Origin of the sequence: Streptomyces sp. Ag109_O5-10, assembly GCF_900105755.1 — a bacterium.
GTDB lineage: Bacteria > Actinomycetota > Actinomycetes > Streptomycetales > Streptomycetaceae > Streptomyces.
Genome location: NZ_FNTQ01000001.1, coordinates 391,956 through 409,960, shown reverse-complemented (window position 1 = coordinate 409,960; position 18,005 = coordinate 391,956). Strand labels below are relative to the sequence as shown.

Annotated in this window: 19 protein-coding genes; 5 read left to right on the top strand and 14 right to left on the bottom strand. The window is 72.6% G+C overall.

Going from position 1 to position 18,005, the window contains the following annotated elements; translation table 11 throughout:
* Nucleotides 1-12 precede the first annotated feature (12 nt).
* The 8 genes from BLW82_RS02090 to BLW82_RS02055 all read right to left on the bottom strand — a co-directional run bounded on the left by BLW82_RS02090 (nt 13) and on the right by BLW82_RS02055 (nt 7,451).
* Nucleotides 13-1,245 (bottom strand): cytochrome P450 family protein, encoded by a 1,233-nt coding sequence (locus BLW82_RS02090; protein WP_093497181.1) that lies wholly within the window; start codon nt 1,243-1,245, stop codon nt 13-15.
* On the bottom strand, nt 1,242-2,468 hold the full coding sequence (locus tag BLW82_RS02085; RefSeq protein WP_093497180.1) for a cytochrome P450 family protein: 1,227 nt from the start codon (nt 2,466-2,468) through the stop codon (nt 1,242-1,244). The genes BLW82_RS02090 and BLW82_RS02085 overlap by 4 nt, the downstream gene beginning before the upstream one ends.
* Nucleotides 2,465-3,088 (bottom strand): GTP-binding protein, encoded by a 624-nt coding sequence (locus tag BLW82_RS02080; protein ID WP_093497179.1) that lies wholly within the window; start codon nt 3,086-3,088, stop codon nt 2,465-2,467. The genes BLW82_RS02085 and BLW82_RS02080 overlap by 4 nt, the downstream gene beginning before the upstream one ends.
* A complete protein-coding gene (locus BLW82_RS02075) occupies nt 3,060-3,422 on the bottom strand; it encodes a DUF742 domain-containing protein (protein ID WP_093497178.1) in 363 nt (120 codons plus the stop codon). Before BLW82_RS02075 ends, BLW82_RS02080 begins: the two co-directional genes overlap by 29 nt.
* Nucleotides 3,419-3,841 (bottom strand): roadblock/LC7 domain-containing protein, encoded by a 423-nt coding sequence (locus tag BLW82_RS02070; protein ID WP_093497177.1) that lies wholly within the window; start codon nt 3,839-3,841, stop codon nt 3,419-3,421. The genes BLW82_RS02075 and BLW82_RS02070 overlap by 4 nt, the downstream gene beginning before the upstream one ends.
* Nucleotides 3,838-5,367 carry an ATP-binding protein gene (locus BLW82_RS02065; protein WP_107408490.1) on the bottom strand — a complete coding sequence of 510 codons (1,530 nt, stop codon included), beginning with the start codon at nt 5,365-5,367 and terminating at the stop codon, nt 3,838-3,840. The genes BLW82_RS02070 and BLW82_RS02065 overlap by 4 nt, the downstream gene beginning before the upstream one ends.
* A 219-nt stretch (nt 5,368-5,586) precedes the next feature.
* Nucleotides 5,587-6,831, bottom strand: a complete 1,245-nt coding sequence (locus BLW82_RS02060) for a serine hydrolase domain-containing protein (protein ID WP_093497176.1) — start codon at nt 6,829-6,831, stop codon at nt 5,587-5,589.
* A gap of 149 nt (nt 6,832-6,980) precedes the next feature.
* Nucleotides 6,981-7,451 carry a hypothetical protein gene (locus tag BLW82_RS02055; protein WP_093497175.1) on the bottom strand — a complete coding sequence of 157 codons (471 nt, stop codon included), beginning with the start codon at nt 7,449-7,451 and terminating at the stop codon, nt 6,981-6,983.
* A 332-nt stretch (nt 7,452-7,783) separates the two neighbouring features.
* On the opposite strand from BLW82_RS02055, the gene BLW82_RS02050 reads away from it, so the two are divergent.
* Nucleotides 7,784-9,133 (top strand): transaminase, encoded by a 1,350-nt coding sequence (locus BLW82_RS02050; protein WP_093497174.1) that lies wholly within the window; start codon nt 7,784-7,786, stop codon nt 9,131-9,133.
* A gap of 37 nt (nt 9,134-9,170) precedes the next feature.
* Nucleotides 9,171-9,611 carry an Lrp/AsnC family transcriptional regulator gene (locus BLW82_RS02045; protein ID WP_093497173.1) on the top strand — a complete coding sequence of 147 codons (441 nt, stop codon included), beginning with the start codon at nt 9,171-9,173 and terminating at the stop codon, nt 9,609-9,611.
* 28 nt (nt 9,612-9,639) lie between these two features.
* Here the strand turns inward: BLW82_RS02045 and BLW82_RS02040 are convergent, their stop codons facing one another.
* Nucleotides 9,640-10,737, bottom strand: a complete 1,098-nt coding sequence (locus BLW82_RS02040) for a PP2C family protein-serine/threonine phosphatase (protein WP_093497172.1) — start codon at nt 10,735-10,737, stop codon at nt 9,640-9,642.
* 242 nt (nt 10,738-10,979) lie between these two features.
* On the opposite strand from BLW82_RS02040, the gene BLW82_RS02035 reads away from it, so the two are divergent.
* Nucleotides 10,980-11,873 carry a GNAT family N-acetyltransferase gene (locus BLW82_RS02035; RefSeq protein WP_093497171.1) on the top strand — a complete coding sequence of 298 codons (894 nt, stop codon included), beginning with the start codon at nt 10,980-10,982 and terminating at the stop codon, nt 11,871-11,873.
* 99 nt (nt 11,874-11,972) lie between these two features.
* Here the strand turns inward: BLW82_RS02035 and BLW82_RS02030 are convergent, their stop codons facing one another.
* The 5 genes from BLW82_RS02030 to BLW82_RS02010 all read right to left on the bottom strand — a co-directional run bounded on the left by BLW82_RS02030 (nt 11,973) and on the right by BLW82_RS02010 (nt 15,637).
* Nucleotides 11,973-12,860, bottom strand: a complete 888-nt coding sequence (locus tag BLW82_RS02030) for a Gfo/Idh/MocA family protein (RefSeq protein WP_093497170.1) — start codon at nt 12,858-12,860, stop codon at nt 11,973-11,975.
* A 47-nt stretch (nt 12,861-12,907) separates the two neighbouring features.
* On the bottom strand, nt 12,908-13,891 hold the full coding sequence (gene tgmB, locus BLW82_RS02025; protein ID WP_093497169.1) for an ATP-grasp ribosomal peptide maturase: 984 nt from the start codon (nt 13,889-13,891) through the stop codon (nt 12,908-12,910).
* A gap of 15 nt (nt 13,892-13,906) precedes the next feature.
* Nucleotides 13,907-14,098, bottom strand: a complete 192-nt coding sequence (gene tgmA, locus BLW82_RS02020; protein WP_089102565.1) for a putative ATP-grasp-modified RiPP — start codon at nt 14,096-14,098, stop codon at nt 13,907-13,909.
* 165 nt (nt 14,099-14,263) lie between these two features.
* Nucleotides 14,264-15,130, bottom strand: a complete 867-nt coding sequence (locus BLW82_RS02015; RefSeq protein WP_093507794.1) for a fructosamine kinase family protein — start codon at nt 15,128-15,130, stop codon at nt 14,264-14,266.
* Between the two features lie 27 nt (nt 15,131-15,157).
* Nucleotides 15,158-15,637, bottom strand: coding sequence for a hypothetical protein (locus tag BLW82_RS02010; protein WP_256215600.1), 480 nt, complete (start codon nt 15,635-15,637; stop codon nt 15,158-15,160).
* Between the two features lie 229 nt (nt 15,638-15,866).
* Here BLW82_RS02010 and BLW82_RS02005 point away from each other — a divergent pair, with 229 nt between their 5' ends.
* Both BLW82_RS02005 and BLW82_RS02000 read left to right on the top strand, forming a co-directional pair.
* A complete protein-coding gene (locus BLW82_RS02005; protein ID WP_093497167.1) occupies nt 15,867-17,255 on the top strand; it encodes a glycoside hydrolase family 43 protein in 1,389 nt (462 codons plus the stop codon).
* Between the two features lie 235 nt (nt 17,256-17,490).
* Nucleotides 17,491-17,922, top strand: coding sequence for a hypothetical protein (locus BLW82_RS02000; protein ID WP_093497166.1), 432 nt, complete (start codon nt 17,491-17,493; stop codon nt 17,920-17,922).
* Nucleotides 17,923-18,005 lie beyond the last annotated feature (83 nt).

Here is an 18,005-nt window from a genome sequence, read left to right as displayed (position 1 = left end):
CGCGACGCCGGCTCACGCCTCCAGCCGTACCGGGATCTCCTGCCAGCCGCACGCGATGAACGACGGCACCTGCCGCAGCTCGTCCGCCCCGACCGCCAGCCGCAGCCCCGGGAACCGCTCGAACAGTGCGGGCAGCGCGGCCAGCGCCTCCGCCCGGGCCAGCGGCGCGCCGATGCAGCGGTGCACGCCAATCCCGAACGCCAGGTGGTCGTCGCCGCCCCGGGCCGCGTCGAACACGGCCGCGTCCGGTCCGTAGTGCGCCGGGTCCACGCCGGCCGCCGCGTACGTCGTGATGATCGCGTCCCCGGCCGGAACGGTGACGCCCGCGACCTTCAGGTCGCTCACCGCGAACCGCAGCGGCAGCGAGGCGATGGACGGATGCACCCGCAGCGTCTCGTCGATCACCGCGTCCCAGCCGGCCTTCCCGGTGCGCACGGCCGCCAGCTGCGCCGGATCCGTCAGCAGCGCCACGGCCGCGTTGCCGATCAGGTTGACCGTGGTCTCGAACCCGGCGCCGATCACCAGCAGCAGCGTGTACAGCAGCTCCTCGTCGCCGAGCCGGTCGCCGTCCTCGTCGCGGACCCGGATCAGCTCCGTGGTCATGTCGTCGCCGGGGTGCTCCACCTTGTACGCGATCAGCCCGCCGAGGACGGTCCCGATCCGCTCCTGCACGAACGCGGCGTGCTCGGGGGTCGGGTCGGAGGTGTCCATGATGGCCGCGATCAGCGCCCCGGCGTCGTCCCGCATCTCGTCGGGCACCCCGAACAGTTCGCAGATCATCCGCATCGGCAGCGGCTGTGCGAGACCGGCCCGCAGGTCCACCACCGAGCCGTCGGCGCCCGCGGCCGCCAGCCCGTCGAGCAGTTCCGCGGCGATCGCCGCGACCCGCGGCCGCATCGCCGCGGTACGGCGGTGCGTGAAGCTCGGCGCCACCAGCTTGCGCAGCCGGGTGTGGTCGGGGCCGTACGCGGAGAGCATGTTCACCACGCCGATCCAGCTCACCACCCAGCCCCAGGAGGGGTGTTCGCCGATCTCGGGCCAGAGCCGCCAGTGCTTGCGCGGGTCCTTGCTGACCCGGGGATCGAGGATGAGTTCCTTCAGGACGTCGTAGCCGGTGGGCGCCCAGGCGGGTATGCCGCCGGGCAGTTCGACGGGCACGACGGGGCCGAGGGCGCGCAGCCGCGCGCTCTCCGCCGGGATGTCGGAGCCGAACGGGTCGAGAGCGATGCGGTCGGTGACGGTCACGACGACTCTCCAGGCTGGTCGGGGGAGCGGGGACTGAACCGGACGGGCAGTGAGGTCAGCGAGCGGTGGAACGGGCCGGGCCGCCAGCTGAGCCTCTCGCGGGGCAGGACCGGGTCGAGGTCGGGAAGCCACAGCGTCAGCTGCTCGATCGCCTCGGTCGCGATGAGCAGCGCGTGGTGCCGGACCGGACAGGCGTGCGGGCCGGCACCCCAGGACAGGTGCGAGGCGTCCGCCGCGTGCCGGCCGCCGGTCACCTCTCGTTCGGCGAACAGGCCGACCGCGCCGAAGGAGACCACCACCGGGACCGCGGGCCGCACCCACGCACCGTGGAAGGAGACCGGCCTGCGGGCGTAGTAGATGCCGTAGTTGGCCAGCGGGGTCTCGTGGTGGAGCACCTCGATCACCGCGTCCATGACCGGGCGGGCGCCGCTGGTGAGCGTGGAGTAGTAGAGCGGGTTGCCGAGGATCCGGGAGAGCGCGTTGGAGACGAGGTTCGTGCTCGGCTCGTAGCCGGCGCCGAGGGTGAGGAACACCTGCCAGGTGACCTCCTCGGGGGTCAGCCCGGCGGGATGGTCCAGGAGCATGCTGGGCAGGTCCTCACCGGGCTCCGCCACCTTGGCCGCGATCAGCCGCAGCACGTACTCGGCGAAGTCCGCCTCGCCCGCGGCCGCCTGCGCGCCGCCCTCCATCATCTTCAGCAGGCCCTCGTTGAGCCGGTCGCCCTGGCTGTCCGGCAGCCCGAACAGGTTGTTGAAGACCAGGGCCATCAGGGGCCGGGTGAAGTCGGTGACGAGATCCGCCTCGCCCCTGGGCCCGAACCGGTCGACCAGCAGCCGGACCGCCCGGTGCACCAGCCGGCGCAGGTCGTGCGGCTCGATCAGGTCGAACACGTCGATCAGAGTGGTCCGGTAGCGGATGTGCGCGTCGGCGTCGGAGAACAGGGCGTTGGGCCGCCAGCGCATCATGCCGAGCAGCGGGGAGTCCTCGGGGACGGTCGCCTCCCAGTCCCGCGGGTCGTGCGAGAACGTCTCCACGTCCCGCAGCACGTCGAGGGCGGCACGGCGTTCGGTGACCACGTACGCCGGGGTGCCCGGTGCGAGCTCCGCCCAGCCGACCGGGCCCTGGGCACGCAGGGCCGCGTAGTAGCCGTGCGGGTTGCGGGCGAACCCCTCCTCCCACAGCCGTACCGGACCTGAGACGGTGAAGGACTGCTGAGCGGTCATCGGGCCTCCGCCGGCCGGTCGTCGATCAGATGCTGGACGAGGGCGAGCAGCGCGTCCACCGAGGAGTGCGTGTCCCGGGCGTCGCAGGTCACCATCGGGGTGCCCGGCGCCAGGTCCAGGGCGGCGCGCAGCTGGTCGCCCGTGTGGTGGCTCGGCGCGTCCGGGAACGCGTTGAAGGCGACCGCGTACGGCAGCCCCGCCTCCTCCACCAGGCCGAGCACGTCGAAGGAGGCGTCGATGCGGCGGCTGTCGACCAGGACCAGCGCGCCGAGCGCCCCGTGGGAGATGTCGTCCCACAGCGTCCGGAACCGGTCCTGCCCCGGTGTCCCGAACAGGTACAGCACGACCCCGCCGGACAGGCTGATCCGCCCGAAGTCGATGGCGACGGTCGTGGTCTCCTTCGCCCGCACCCCGTCGAGGTCGTCGACGGGGACGGAGGCCTCGGTCAGCTGCTCCTCGGTGTGCAGCGGGCGGATCTCCGACACCGAGTCGATCAGGGTCGTCTTGCCCACCCCGAACGGCCCGGTGACCAGGATCTTCACCAGGTCGCGGGCGCCGTCGGGGAGATGGGTGCCGCCCCCGCGGGGCAGCTCACCGGTGCTTGAGGGCGCGGAGGCCATCGGCCACTCTCTTCAGCAGGTCGGGGTCGAACCGTTCGGCGGGCGGGATCGGCGCGCGGGCCAGAACCAGGTCCCGGTCGACGAGGTCGGCGGCCAGCACCCGCACGGCGGAGAACGGCAGCCGCAGCAGCGCCGCCGCCTCCACCGCCGTGAGCGCGCCGCCGGACAGCAGCTCCAGCAGGGCCAGTTCGGCCGCCGGCAGACCGGCGGGCAGGGGAGTCCCGGCACGGGTGAGCACCGTCAGCCGTTCCAGGTGCGGACGGCTGGGCCGGGCCACCCCGCCGGTCGACAGGTACGCGGGGACCAGGGGACGGCCGCCACGGCGGCCGGTCATGCCGGCGCGCCGCCGTCGGACCCTCTGGGCGAAGCCGCCATCGCCTTCTCGCCCAGCCGGGCCACCTGTGAGTGCACCCGGTGCGCCAGCAGGTCAAGGCGCACCTCCGGGTCGCCGTAGGCGGCGACACAGGTGCCGTGGTCGGTCGGCACGATCAGCACGTACCCGTGGTCCGACTCGATGACCACCTGCCGTACGTCGGCCCGGTCCCGGTCGGCGAACGCGGCCGCCGCGGCCCGGCAGGCGCCCTGCACGGTACTGGTGATCGCGGCGACCCGCTCGGCACTCGCCCGGGACAGCCCGTCCGTGTAACCGGTCGCGAGGCCGTCCCGGGTGAGCAGGACGGCGGCCAGTACATGCGGCACCTGCAGGACGGGGTCCAGCACCCATGCCGTCTCGCCCACTTCGCGGCTGGTCATCCGGCCGTCCCTCCTTCGTCGTCGGTCCGCTGGGGTCCGGGCGCGTTCGCCCGCTTGGGGGCCCGCGCCGCCGCGGTGCCGTACTGCAGGGCCGCGAGCGCCGCCGCCGCCTCCTCGGGCCGGCGCGCGGCCGGCTGCGGCTGCGGCACGTCGGGAGCGGCGGCCGAGGTACGGCGGCGCCGTTGCGGCAGACCGCCCGGGCCAGCCGGGTCACCCGGGTCCTCGCGGCCGGGAGCGGGGGTGCGCCCGTGCTCGGCGGCCGTCCCGGACCGGTCCGGGGGCGGCCCGGCGACGGCCTCGGACCGGTCCGGCCCGACCGCGGGCGCGGGTGCCTCGGGCACGGGCGTCTCGCGCACGGCTTCTTCGCGCAGGGCTTCTTCGCGCACGGCTTCTTCGCGCACGGGCGTCGTGCGCACCGCGGCCTCCCGCACCGGTTCCTCGCGCACCGCGCGCTCCCGGGTCGACCGCGGCGCGCTGGCCGCGGGGGGCCGTTCGCCCGGGTCGATCCGGCCGAGCAGGTGAGTGTCCACCCGCAGCACCGCCCGCACCCCGCCGTACGGCGAAGGGGAGGAGAGGTCGACGTTGAGGTCGAACTGGCGGGTGAGCTGGCCGATCGCGGCCAGGCCCATGCGCGGCGGGTCGCCGAGGTCGGTCAGCAGAATCGGGTCGCTGCCCGCCACCAGCCGCTGGGCGCGGGCCCGTTCGTCCTGCGTCATGCCGAGGCCCGCGTCGTCGACGGTCACGCACACCCCGTGGTGGACGTGCTCCAGATTGACCACGACGGCGGTGTCCGGCGCCGAGTGGCGCAGTGCGTTGTCGAGGAGTTCGGCGACGATGATGGCGACCGGCTCGACCGCGTGCGACACCAGGGCGGTGCCCGGCTCCAGGTGGTTGTTGACCTGTACCCGGTGGTAGCCCGAGAGCCGGGCCAGGCCGCCGGTGACGGCGTCCACCACGTGGGACTCCTCGCGGGCCAGCCCCACCCAGGCCCCGCACACCACCGCCGCGACCTGCGCCCGCCGCAGCGACTGCTCGTTCTCGTGGTCCAGCGTGAACAGCGTCTGCGCCAGCTCCGGGTCGTCGTAGCGCTGCTGGAGCCCCCGCAGGGCGTCCTGCAGCCGGTAGAGGGCGGCCTGGATCTCTCTGGTCGCGCCGCGCAGTCCGGCCTGGGCGGCCGCGTCGATCCGGGTGCGCTGCGCGGTCAGCTCCTCGCGCAGCGCGGTGAGCACGTACTCCAGCGCGATCCCGGCGGGGGTCCCCGGCGTGTGCCGCCCGGCCGGGCCCGGCACCTTCAGGTGCGGGTGGGCGAGCTGGGCCGCGGCCGCGGGCATCCGGCGGGCGGCGAGATGCTCGACCTCGGTGATGAACGCGCCCTCGGTGCCCTCCAGCCGGGCGCGCAGTTCCGTCACCTCGGCCCGCAGCGCGGCCTTCTGGCGCCGGGACCTGAGCAGGCCGCCGCCCAGGGCGAGCGCGGAGAGCGTTCCGGCGGCGAGACCACCGGCCACCAGTTCCGGTAATTCGATCATGGAATCGGTTTCCAGGGGGGAGTAGGGCGGCAGGGGGGCAGGGGGGAGCCCGGGCCCCTCCCGTGTGGCGCTCGCTGCACAGTACACACCGTCATCGACCGGCCTCGCACGGTGAATCGTTACATCGTCGCGAATCCGTTCGGTGCCTGTTCGCTTCTGTGTCAAGTGTCTGAAATGCCGTACGGGACAGGCGAGTTGATGCTTCGTGGGCCCGTTCCCTCACCGCGTGGCGGAGGCCGGCACCGGCAGGTCGAAGACGTGGGCCGGGGAGATGACCCGGGTCACCGCCTCGCCGAACAGGGTGCTGGGCTCGATGTCCCCCCGGTAGCGGATGTCGGTGTTGAGCAGCACGACCACGGTCGTCCGCGTCGAGGGCAGATACACGGTCAGGGACTCGTAGCCCGGCAGTGAGCCGTTGTGCCCGATCCATCCCCGGACGTCGAAGATGCCGAGTCCGTACCCGGCGCCCCGGAGGCCGGTCGCCGGGGTGGTCAGCCGCTGCTTCTGGACGGCCGGCCGGACCATGGCCGTACCGTCGGGGAAGACCCCGGTGGCCACGGTGCCCGCCCAGGTGTGCAGATCGTCCAGGTCCGAGATCATCGCGCCGGCGGCCCAGCCCCAGGACGGGTTCCAGCCGGCGGTCTCCGCGACCTTCCCGGTGGCCGTCTGGTCCGTGTAGCCCTGCGCGTGCGGGGTGGGGAACTCGTTCCCCGCCGGGAACAGCGTGTGGCGCAGGCCCGCGGGCTTCAGGACGTGCCGGTCGAGGTAGTCGCCGAGCCGCTGCCCGCTCACCTTCTCGACGAGCAGGCCGAGCAGGATCAGGTTCGTGTTGGAGTAGGAGAACTTCTCGCCGGGCCGGAACATCGCGGGGTGCCGGAACGCGTACCCGAGCAGCTGCCGCGGGGTGAAGGAGCGTCGCGGATCCGAGGTCAGGGCCCTGAAGAAGCCCGCGTCCTTCGAGTAGTCGAACAGCCCGCTGCGCATTCCGGCCAGGTCCCGCAGGGTGATCCGGTCGCCGCCCGGCACACCGTCGAGGTACCTGCCGACGGGGTCGTCCAGGCCGACCCTGCCCTGGTCGACCAGTTGCAGCACCGCGGTCACGGTGAACGTCTTGGTCTCGCTGCCGATCCGCATGTAGAGGTCGCGGGACATCCTCCGCCCGGTCGCCTTGTTCGCGACCCCCAAGGAGCGAACGTAGTCGCGTTGCCCGGGCGTCCAGACGCCGACGGTCACGCCGGGCACGTCCGCCTCGCGCATCACGTGCTGGACGACCGCGTCGAGTTGGCGGGCCACTGTCGGAGTCATCGCGCGGACGCCGGAACCGCCGTCGGGCGACGGGGTGGGCGACGGCGCGGCGAACGCGACGGGTACGGGGGCGGGCGCCGCGACGAGGGGGACGGTCAGCGTCCCCAGCACGACGGCGATCGCGGCCCCCCGGCGCAGCATGGCGGACCTGTGCATCATGGGCTGACTCCCAGCACGTGGGCGGAACGTGCGGTGGGGTCGGACGGCAGAACCCTGGGCTCACAGAATACGGGCACGGCCGGCCGGCCGCCTGCCGCACCGGAGCGCCGCCGGGCCGCCGTCCGCGTAGTGCCGCCCCGCCGTCTGCCTCACTGCTCCTCGCACACCGGCCGCAGGACCGCCAGCGCGCCGTTGGCCTCGCGCAGCGCCGACTCCAGCGTGGCCGGCCGGTGCAGTGCCCCGCTGCCGTCGGGCGGCACCAGCCACTCCAGGAACCGTGTGGGCCGGTACGGCGGCGGGACGGCGACCCACGCCCCCTTGGTCGTGTACCGCAGCCCCGCCCCGATCCAGCCGTCGGACGGGTCGGGCGGGAGGAAGAACCCGACCCGGCGTGCCGCGGTGTCCACCAGCGTCGGTCCCGGCACCGGCAGGGACGGTCGCCACAGCAGGTCGAGCGTGAGCAGACCGAGCCGGTCCGGCACGCTCAGCACGTCCCAGAAGCGGCCCGCCTCCAGCAGTGAGACGCCCTCACCGTGGTCCCACTCCCACTTGCACGCCCGGGGATCCGCCGACGCCGCCGCGAGCCACTCGACACCCTGCATCCACATCCTGTTCGTCATGCACCGCTCCGCGATATCCCGCTCACCCGTTCCGCACACAGGGGAACGCCGGCACCGGGCGCTCGGCGCCTTCGCACGCCAACCCGGCATATGCATGCTGGTAGATATTTCTAACTGGCGGAAGGGGTGGCGAACCCTGGCGTTTGAGGGCGATTGTTCGAACACTGCGCAGTGGTGCGAGTGTTGCCCAAAACGGCGGATTCTCTCCGGTGATCTTGAACGCTCGATTCGGTTGTCGTCGCAATCGATTCGAGCGTTATCTCTTGCTGCGAGGCTGATATCGGTCGTACGCTCGCGCTGTTCCGTCGTCACCGTTCGACCAGGGGTACTCCATGGACCGCACCCGACTGCACGCCCTCCTGGCCCGTGAGAGCGCCGAGGCCGAGCGGCGAAATCCCCGCTCCCGAGCGGCATATGCCGATGCAGGCCATCTCTTCGGCCGGGTCCCGATGACGTGGATGAACAAGAACGCCGGCGCATTCCCCCGGTACCTGGCGACCGCCCGCGGCGCCCGGGTCACCGACGTCGACGGGCACACGTACATCGACTTCTGCCTCGGTGACACCGGTGCGATGGCCGGTCACTCGCCGGCCGCGGTGACCGAGGCGGTGCACCGCAGGTTCGCCGAGCTGGGCGGGGCCACCGCGATGCTCCCGACGGAGGACGCGGAGTGGGTCGGCGCCGAGCTGACCCGCCGCTTCGGGCTCGCCCGCTGGAGCTTCTCGCTGACCGCCACGGACGCCAACCGGTGGGCGATCCGGCTGGCCCGTGCCGTCACCGGACGCCCGAAGATCCTCGTGAACAGCTACAGCTACCACGGCAGCGTCGACGAGTCCCTCATCGTCGTCGGCCCCGACGGCAAGGGGGCACCCCGCCCCGGGAACGTCGGCGCCCCCTGCGACGTCACCCTGACCAGCCGGGTCGCCGAGTTCAACGACCTGGAGCAGCTGGAGCGCGAACTCGCCCACGGCGACGTGGCCGCCGTCCTCATGGAACCCGCTCTCACCAACATCGGCATCGTGCTGCCCGAACCCGGCTACCTGGAGGGGGTACGCGCCCTCACCCGGCAGCACGGCACGCTGCTGATCAACGACGAGACGCACACCTTCTCGGCGGGCCCCGGCGGCTGCACGGCGGCCTGGGGGCTGGAGCCCGACCTGCTGACCATCGGCAAGGCCATCGGCGGTGGCATCCCGGCCGGCGCCTACGGCCTTGCCGCCGGCCTCGCCGAGCGGCTCCTCGCCCGCGACGACCTGGACCTGGTGGACATGGGCGGGGTCGGCGGCACCCTGGCCGGCAACGCGCTCTCGGTGGCGGCGACCCGGGCCACCCTGGAGCACGTGCTCACCGACGAGGCGTTCGACCACATGGACCGGCTCTCCGCACGCTTCGAGTCCGGCGTCCGGTCCGCCGTGGAGGCACACGGCCTGCCCTGGTCGGTCAGCCGGCTGGGCGCCCGCACCGAGTACCGCTTCGCCGCCCCGGCCCCGCGCACCGGCACCGAGTCCGAGGCCGCCACCGACCCCGACCTCGAGGACTTCCTGCACCTCTACCTCGCCAACCGGGGCATCCTCCTCACCCCGTTCCACAACATGGCCCTGATGTGCCCCGACACCACCGAGCAGGACGTCGACACCCACACCTCGGTGTTCGGCGCCGCCCTGCTCGAACTGGCCGGCTGAGGGCGGGCGGGGGAGAGGACAGGAGAACGTGGTGCACATGGACGACATCGACCGGGCCATCCTGCGCGAACTCCAGGCCGACGGCCGTATCGCCTACGCCGACCTGGGCCCGAAGGTCGGCCTCTCCGCCTCCGCGGCCCGGCAGCGGCTGCAGCGACTGCTGGACTCCCGGGCCGTGCAGGTCGTCGGGGTCACCGACCCGATGGCCATGGGCGGCCAGGCGATGGCCCTGCTCGGCATCGGCGTGGACGGCGACCCCCGCGCCGTGGCCGACGCGCTCGCCGGACACCCCGCGGTGGTGTACTCCGTCTTCACCTCGGGCGGCTTCGACCTGTTCGCCGAGGTGGTCACCCCCGGACCGAAGGACCTGCTCGACTTCGTCAACGACGTGGTCCGGCCGATCGAGGGCGTGCGCGAGGTCCGGCCCTTCCCGTACTTCGGCATCCACACCCACCGGTTCCTGTGGGAGGTGGGCTGAGAGCGCGGCCGGCGGCGGTGCCCGGACCTCAGCCGATGGCCGGTGTCAGGACCAGCATGGTGGCGTCGTCACGCACCTCGTAGTGGCCGACGAGGTCCGTCCAGACCAGCTCGGTGAGGGCCTTCGCGTCCACGCCCGCGAACTCGGCGAGCCGCTCCGGGAGCGGGTAGAAGCCCCCGGAGCCGTCGCGGGCCTCCCAGACGCCGTCCGAGGCGATGAACAGACGGTCGCAGGGGCCCAGCTCCACGGTGACCTCCTTCGGAGGGTCCCCGCCCACCGGTCCCAGCCCCAGCGGGGCTCCGGGGGCGACGATCACTTCCTGGGCCTGCCCGTCGCGCAGCAGCACGGGCGGCGGATGACCGCAGGCCACGACGCGCACCGACCGAAGATCGTCCGAGAACTCCAGCAGCAGGGCCGTGGCGAACAGCTCCGCGTGCGGGACGTCGGCCGAGTCGACCGTCAGTCTGCGGTCCATCTGCGTCGCCACCGACTCCAGGTCGGGCAGGTCGAGCACCGCCTCCCGGAACGCGCCGAGCAGCGAGACCACCGTGGCGACAGCGGCCAGCCCGTGCCCCCGCACGTCCCCCATCACCGCCCGGACCCCGTACGGGCCGTCGCGCACGTCGAAGAAGTCCCCGCCGACCAGCGTCCCGTGCTGAGCGGCCTGGTACAGCCCCACGCAGCCCACCGCGCCGACGTGCTCCGGCAGCGGCGGCAGCACGGCCCGCTGCACCGCCTCGCCCACCGCCCGCTCGGTGAGCAGCTGGGCGTCCCGGTGACTGCGCACGTAGGAGACGAACACGCTCAGCAGCGCCACGAAGGTCACCGTGAGGAGGTCGGTGTCGCCGGGATGGTTGAGGTGGGTGGCGGGCACGTTGAGCAGCAGCACCACCAGGCAGCTGAGGACGGCGGTGGCCAGCGGGCCGTAGGAGAGGACGGCCAGCGGCGGGATGGCGCCGAGCAGGAAGCCGAAGTCGTGTCCGTCCGGGCTGGTCAGCGTAGCCACCGTCACGACCCCGAGGAGGACGATGGGCAGCACCCGCACCCAGCGTGGCGGCGGCGCACCCTGCAACCAGCCACGACCGTCCCGGTAGCCACGCGGCGACCAGCCGCGCACCGAAGTCACATCCCTAAGCTACGCCGTGACCGGGCACCGCACCTGTCCCGATCATGAAAAGCCGCGCCGGGAAAACCCGTGGACGCGTCCGGCCCCGGCCCCTAACGTATGAGCGCACGCCCGAGACCGGACGGAAGGAGGCGAGTGCGATGTATCTCACACCCACCCCGCGCTCCCTCCCCGTTTCCCGGGCGTGACAGGTCAGAGCTGACCCGGGAGCGCTCCGCACAGCACGCATCCCGGAGGAATCCGTGACCGATCCGGTCATCCGTACGATCGACGACAGCACCGACCATCTCTTCGACTCCATGCCCGACCCGTTGCGCATGCGGGAGCGGCACCAGACGGCCGGGTTTCGTGCCGACTGGAAGCGCGTCGCCCTGCGCGACGGGCGCGTGGTCGCCCGGGCCGCCTGGTGGGGCGCTCCCGGGGCCACCGAACCGATCCTGATCAACTGGTTCGACGTGGCCGAGGGCGAGGAGGAGGCAGGCGCCGAACTGCTGCGAAGCGCGCCCTGGCGGGTGGAGGAACTGGAACTCGACCTGCCCACGGGCTGGCGCGAAAACCCCGCCGTGCGCACCGCCGCCGAGACCAGCTTCACCGCCGCCGGAAAGGCGGGCTTCGACCTCCTGGTGGAGCGCTTCAACTATCGCTGGACGCCCGAGTGCGGCCTGCCCGAACGGCCCGGGCGGCTCGTCTTCACCCCCGAGCCCGACGACGGGGTCTTCTTCGACGCCCTGCGCCGCATCCACTCCGTCACCCTGGACGCCCACGCCCGCCGGGCCACCGAACAGGGGGGAGTGGACCAGGCGGCCCAGGAGGAGATGGACTTCTTCCACTGGATGCCCTCGCCCAGGGAGTGGTGGCAGATCGGCCGCACGCCCGACGGCGAGCCGGTCGGCATCCACATCCCCGGGCGCAACCCGGGCGGGCCCTGCATCGGGTTCATCGGCGTCCTGCCCGAGCAGCGCGGCCACGGCTACGCCTACGACCTGCTCGTGGAGTGCACGCACTTCCTCGTCGAACAGGGCGCCGATTTCATCGGCGCCGCCACCGACCAGGGCAACACCCCCATGGCCGCGCACTTCGCCAAAGCCGGATACCCCGTCGTCCGGGAGCGGGTGAACTTCTGCGTGAGGCACTGACACCCCGCGCCCCTTCAGGGGCGCGGGGAACTGCGCGAGCAACCACGACGGCGCGGCGTGGTCGAACGACGGCGCGCCCTGACCGCGCCGGCGGAGCGGCTAGCCGACGTCCTTGCCCAGCAGCGTCTCCGCCTCCGTGAGGATCTCGGTGACCCGCAGGCCGAAGGCCGCGTCGCACGGGTGCCCCCGCCCCGTGCGCGCGGCCGTGACCAGCGCGTCGGCGGCCCGGCTCAGCGCGGGAACCGCCCCCTCCGCACTCCTCGGAAGGAGCGTGACTCCCGCCTCGCCCCGCAGCTCCACATCGGCCCCGGCCGCCGCCTGCGGCGCGGTCAGGCTCAGCGTCACCGTGCTCGACGCCCCGCCCTCGTGGTCGAGGACGAGGTGAACGGTGTCCGCGGGACCGTGCACCGCGGCCGCCACCCGCCGTACGTCGCCCAGCACCGGCAGCAGCACGGACAGGGCGTGCGGACCCACGTCCCACAGCGCGCCCTTCTCCCGCCGCCAGGGCGAGTCGGTGGCCGGGCCCGCACCGGTGAACAGGGAACCCAGCCAGTGTGCCTGGGCCGTGAACCACCCCGTCGCGGCGGCCTGTTCATCGATCCATGCCTCCGGCTCCGGCTGGAACCGGGTGGTGAAGAACACCACGGAGGCGACCCCGGCCCGCTCGACCGCCTCCACCACCGCCCGCCCCTCGGCGACGCCGAGCGCGAGCGGCTTGTCCAGCAGCAGGTGCCGGCCGGCCGTCGCGGCCCGCACGGCCAGCTCCGCCTGGACGACCGGCGGCAGTGCCACGGCCACCGCGTCCACGTCGCCGAGCAGCGCGTCCACGTCGTCGTACGCCCGGACGCCGTACTCCCCGGCCAGCTCCGCGGCGGCCTCGGGGCGGCGGCCCCAGACCCCGGCGAAGTCCAGCGAACCGTGCCTCGCCAGTGCGGGGGCGTACGCCGCCCGTGCCCAGGGCCCCGTGCCCAGCAGTCCGATGCGCATCTCGCGTTCCTTTCTCCGTACCCGGTCCCCCATCGTCGCCCAGCCGGTCAAGGCGTCGTACTCCGCCCCCGGTCGGCGTACGACCGCCCCCGGTCGCCGCCGTGCGCCAGCCACCCGGCGATGGTCTCGGCGATCGGCTGGCCGGTGTCCATCTCGACGAACCCGAACTGCCCCGACTGGTTGCACTCCAGGAACCACCAGATGCCGTCGGCGTCCTCCGCGAAGTCGAAGGCGCCGTAGGCCAGCTCGGCGTCCTTCATGTACGCGTGGACCGCCTCGGCGACTCGCGGCGGCACCTGTGCCTCCTGCCAGGGCGAGTCGGACGGCGCGAACCGGACGTCCACGTCGTCGGGGTGGGCGTCCGGACTCACCGGCTTGCGGGCGGCCAGCTGCCGGTCGCCGACCACCGTGAGCCGGATGTCGGCCCGCTTGGCGACCCGGCGCTGCAGCAGTGTCGGGCCGAACGCCACCGCCGCGAAGTCGGTGTCCGGCGCCACCCGGCTGGTCGGCACGGCCCGCGGCGGCTCCTGCGGATGCGCGCCCGACACTGGTTTCACCACGAGATCCGGGAACCGCTCCGCGAAGTCCCGGGCCGCCTGCGGAAACGTGGTGATCAGCGTCGCGGGCACGGCGAGCCCGCTCTGCTGCGCCAGCCGCAGCTGCCAGGGCTTGTGGCGGGCCCGGCGGGCCGCGTCCGGGTGGTTCATCCAGCGCGCCTCGGTCCCGCGCAGCATGCCGTACAGCGCCTGCTGCGACTCCTCGGTCAGCCAGGCCGACGGCTGTGCCGCCCGGGCGGCCGCCGCCCCCGGCCTGCGCACCCAGATGGAGCGCAGGCCGTCCACGCTCACCAGGCGCCCGTTCACGGACAGATGCCCGCGGCTGACGCCCTGCACGTACTCGCCCGACAGGGCCACCCCGCTGGTCAGATCGGCAGGATCGAGACGGACCACAGGCACTCCAGCCGCGTGCAGCCGGAGGACCACCATGTCCGCCGTCACGTCCTCGTCACTGGTCAGGATGAGCACGGTCATCGTGAGGATCCGCGATCAGTCGTCGAAGTGCGTCTTGGAGCCCGCGGTGGAGGTCGTTGTCCCCAGGGCTCTGAGCGTTGCGTGATCGGTGGCTGCGATCCGGCCATCGTGGAGAACGTTCAACTGCAGTCCGGAGTCATACGCGTACGGAGTGGTGACGTCCAACTGCACTGCGGGGCGTGCGTAGTTGAGCGCGAACGGTTGCATGGTCTCTCCCTGTTTCGTTCTTCCATGCACTTATACGATTCGAACGCGTGGTTGGTTTCCTCACTCTGCGTAATCTCAGGCCGAATTAAGAGTTTGTTAAGGGGAAACCGGCGAATCGCTCCCGCACGTGGCCGATTTCACATTCCCGTCCGGCACGTGACTGCGTCACATGTCCGCGCAATTCCGGGATGTCGCCAAAGCCTGTTCGGCATAGGTCCGTCCGAAGAGCACCGCGTGCACCAGCAGCGGGAACAGCTGGTGCAGGCCGATCCGCCGGGCCCAGCCGTCGGTCAGCGGGGCCGCTTCCTGATAACCCGCCAGGATCCGGTCCAGATACGGGCAGCCGAAGAGGTGGAGCATCGCGAGGTCGGTCTCGCGGTGCCCGCCGTGCGCGGCCGGGTCGATCAGCCGGACCCGGCCGTCGCTGCCCCACAGGACGTTGCCGCTCCACAGATCGCCGTGCAACCGGGCCGGCGGCTCGGGCGGACCCGCGAGCTCCGGCAGCCGCTCGCAGACCCGCTCCACCACGGCTGCCTCGCCCGGCCGCAGGATCCCCCGGTCGACCGCCTCCCGCAGGTACGGCAGCACCCGGTGCTCGGCGTACCAGCGCGGCCAGTCGGCGCCGGGCTCGTTGCGCATCGGGGCGAGACCCATCCAGGCGTCGCGCGGACCGCCCGGCGGGGCCGCCCCGAAAGCCGGGGCACCCGCCGCGTGCAGGGTGGCCAGCTCACGGCCGAAGCGCGTCGCCGCCCCGGCGTCCGGCGGCCCGGTGCGGACCAGTTCCGTCACCAGCCACCGCTCGTCGTGCCCTAGCGGCTCGGGTACCGGCACCGCGCGGGCGGCGGCCAGCCAGCGCAGTCCCGCCGCCTCGGCCCGTACCGCCCCGGGGCCGTCACCGCGCTTGACGACGACCGCGGGACCGCCCGCGAGCGTCACCTCCGCAAGGCCGCCCGGCCCCGCCCGCTCACCCGAGACCGGCCGCCCGGTGAGCCGGGCGGCCGCCGCGCCCGGACCCTCGCCGCCGTCGACCACGGCCACCAGGGTACGGGCCGGGTGGGATCACGAGCCCCAGGTGCCCTGGTCGACGGCGCAGTTCCACCCCGAGCCGTGCAGCGTGAACTTCACCTTGTAGGTGTGGGTGCTCAGCAGGTGCGTCTGCACCTTCACCCCGAGAGTGCCCTTCTTCTTGAGTGTCGTCGTGTACACCGACACCGTCTTCGACGTCCGGTGGCTGACCTTGCCGCCCTTGGCCGTGGCGGTGCCGAAGCGGATGTTCCTGACGTCCGTCACGGTGAACGTGACCTTCTTGAAGCTCTTGGCCGTGCTCCTGTTCCTGACCCCGAAGTACAGGCCTCCGCCGGTCACCCAGCCGCTCGCGTTCACGGCGAAGCGGCTCGGATAGACGATGTCGACCGGGCAGCCGGTGCTCCTCGCCGTCCCGGCGCCGGTCTGCGCCCGCGCCGACGCGCCGGTGGCGAGCGCGAGTTGGGCGGCGGTGAGGATGCCGGCGACGGCCAGGACCCGGAAAGACGCACGCATACGGTTCACTGCGGTGATACCTCCCCCTGCGGTACTACTCATCGGACCGTAGAGAAGAATCCCATCCCTGTCGCCCGGAGGCAGGCGAATTTCGAGGACCCGCACAGCGGACTCCCGGTAACTCCCTTGCCGTACAAGCATTGACGCGCCCCACGCCCCCCTCTAGTTTCTGATCGGTTTCCCGAACCACGTCCGAAATCCCGGACAACCCCCCGCGTCTGGAGCGCACATGAACGGCACTCCCCTGTCGCGCCGGCACTTCCTCGGTGCGGCCGTCACCGTCCCCCTCGCCGCCACCGGCGCCCTCGCCCTCGGCGCCGGAGCCGCCCGGGCCGCGACCGACTCGGCCTACGTGATGTGCTACTTCACCGAATCCCCGGACATGCTGGCCGCCGACTACGGCCTGCACCTCGCCGTCAGCACCGACGGCCTCCAGTGGACCCCGCTCAACCAGAACGACCCCGTCGCCACCCCCACCGCGGGCTCCCGCGGCCTGCGCGACCCGTTCATCCTGCGCAAGCAGGACGGCACCTTCGTGGTGCTCGCCACCGACCTGTACGGCACCGACTGGTCCTACGTCAGCCAGTACATCCACGTCTGGGACTCCACCGACCTGCGCACCTTCACCGGCTACCGGCGGATGAGGCTGCACGACATGGACACCCACGCCTGGGCGCCCGAGGCCTTCTGGGACGCGGGACGCGGCACGTACGGCGTCATCTACTCCGCCGTCGACGACAGCGGCCACAACGTCATCATGATCAACTACACCGGTGACTTCGTGACCGCCGGCGACCCGCAGGTCTTCTTCGACCCGGGCTACGACGTCATCGACGGCGACCTCGCCGTCGGCGTGGGCGGGGTGAACTACCTGTACTTCAAGAAGAACTCGACGCTCGTCGGCGCCCGCTCCACCTCACTGGACCCGGGCAGCTTCACCGAGTTCTCCACGGCCGTCTCGCACCAGGGCACCGAGGCCCCGACCCTGGTCAAGTCCCTCACGTCCGGTTCCACCTGGTACCTCTGGGGAGACACCTGGGACCCCAACGGCGTCTTCTACGCCTGGCAGACCAGCGCCCTGTCCGCCGGCACCTGGACCGCCCTCGACCAGAAGGCCTACACCCAGCCGCTCAACTCCAAGCACTGCGGCATCCGGCCCATCACCGCGACGGAGTACAGCAACCTCGTCGCCGCCTGGGGCACCCCCACCTGGAACCGGCTGAAGTCCTACAACCACCCGGACAGATACGTCCGGCACAGCGACTTCGTCGGGCGGATCGACGAGTACGCCTTCGACCCGTACACCGACGGCATGTGGAAGCTGGTCCCCGGACTCGCCGACAGCGGCGGCGTGTCCTTCCGGTCCGTGAACTACCCGACCCGCTATCTGCGCCACTACGACTACCGGCTGCGGCTCGACGAGAGCGACGGCACCACGACGTTCGCCCAGGACGCCACGTTCTACCGGACGGCCGGCCTGGCCGACGCCTCCTGGTCCTCGTTCCGCTCGTACAACTACCCGACGCGCTACATCCGCCACTCCGACTTCGTGCTGCGCGTCGACCCCGTCTCCACGAGCACGGACCTGGCCGACGCCACCTTCCACGTCGGCTACTGACTCCACGCCGGGCCCGCCCTGCGGCGACACGCCGACGGCGGGCCCGCGACCGCCCGAACGGCGGTGTGCCCGGCCAGGGGATTGGCCCAGCCGGGCGGTGTTGGGCGTGTCGCGACCACGGATGGGCCGCCTGGATGGTGCGCGCCGCGGGGCTGACTGACGGTGGTTCATGTCGGGGCCGGGTCGTTACAGCTGATGGAGTATCGGCGCCCGGCCGCGGCGAAAGGACATCGAGATGCGTTCTGCCCGCATGATCCTCGCGACCACGGCCGCCACCGCGGCCCTCGCGTTCTCCGCCCCGGCGGCCCATGCCGCGGGGTCGGGGGACCAGGACGACGGAGGCGACTCCTCCTACAGCAGCAACGACAGCAGGTTCGACCCCAATTCCTACAAGGACCAAGGCGACGAGGACGGGGGAGGCAAGCAGAACCAGGGCGGCAAGCAGGACCAGGGGGGCAAACAGGACCAGGGCGGCAGGGGGAAGGACCAGGGCGGTTCCTCGTGGGGCGACGACGAGGGGAGCGACCGGCCGCACGGCGGTATGCACACCGGCGGCGGCGCCCTCGCCTCGTCCGGTGTCACCGCGGGCGGGCTGGCCGTGCTCGGCGTGGCGGCCAGCGGTGCCTACGCGCTGCGGCGCAGGAGAGTGCCCGGGTCCGCGTCCTGATGGGCCCACGCATGCGGGGGCCGCGGTGCCGTCGGCGCTCCACACTCCGACGGCACCGTGCCCCCTGTGTCCCGCCCTCCCGC

Bases quoted from the DNA above. Each gene is read 5' to 3' on its own strand.
- BLW82_RS02005 (WP_093497167.1), top strand. From the start codon at position 15,867: ATGAACGGCACTCCCCTGTCGCGCCGGCACTTCCTCGGTGCGGCCGTC.
- BLW82_RS02070 (WP_093497177.1), bottom strand. From the start codon at position 3,841: ATGACCAGCCGCGAAGTGGGCGAGACGGCATGGGTGCTGGACCCCGTC.
- BLW82_RS02050 (WP_093497174.1), top strand. From the start codon at position 7,784: ATGGACCGCACCCGACTGCACGCCCTCCTGGCCCGTGAGAGCGCCGAG.
- BLW82_RS02045 (WP_093497173.1), top strand. From the start codon at position 9,171: ATGGACGACATCGACCGGGCCATCCTGCGCGAACTCCAGGCCGACGGC.
- BLW82_RS02085 (WP_093497180.1), bottom strand. From the start codon at position 2,468: ATGACCGCTCAGCAGTCCTTCACCGTCTCAGGTCCGGTACGGCTGTGG.
- BLW82_RS02010 (WP_256215600.1), bottom strand. From the start codon at position 15,637: ATGCGTGCGTCTTTCCGGGTCCTGGCCGTCGCCGGCATCCTCACCGCC.
- BLW82_RS02000 (WP_093497166.1), top strand. From the start codon at position 17,491: ATGCGTTCTGCCCGCATGATCCTCGCGACCACGGCCGCCACCGCGGCC.
- tgmA (WP_089102565.1), bottom strand. From the start codon at position 14,098: ATGCAACCGTTCGCGCTCAACTACGCACGCCCCGCAGTGCAGTTGGAC.
- tgmB (WP_093497169.1), bottom strand. From the start codon at position 13,891: ATGACCGTGCTCATCCTGACCAGTGACGAGGACGTGACGGCGGACATG.
- BLW82_RS02030 (WP_093497170.1), bottom strand. From the start codon at position 12,860: ATGCGCATCGGACTGCTGGGCACGGGGCCCTGGGCACGGGCGGCGTAC.
- BLW82_RS02075 (WP_093497178.1), bottom strand. From the start codon at position 3,422: ATGACCGGCCGCCGTGGCGGCCGTCCCCTGGTCCCCGCGTACCTGTCG.
- BLW82_RS02060 (WP_093497176.1), bottom strand. From the start codon at position 6,831: ATGATGCACAGGTCCGCCATGCTGCGCCGGGGGGCCGCGATCGCCGTC.
- BLW82_RS02080 (WP_093497179.1), bottom strand. From the start codon at position 3,088: ATGGCCTCCGCGCCCTCAAGCACCGGTGAGCTGCCCCGCGGGGGCGGC.
- BLW82_RS02055 (WP_093497175.1), bottom strand. From the start codon at position 7,451: ATGACGAACAGGATGTGGATGCAGGGTGTCGAGTGGCTCGCGGCGGCG.
- BLW82_RS02065 (WP_107408490.1), bottom strand. From the start codon at position 5,367: ATGATCGAATTACCGGAACTGGTGGCCGGTGGTCTCGCCGCCGGAACG.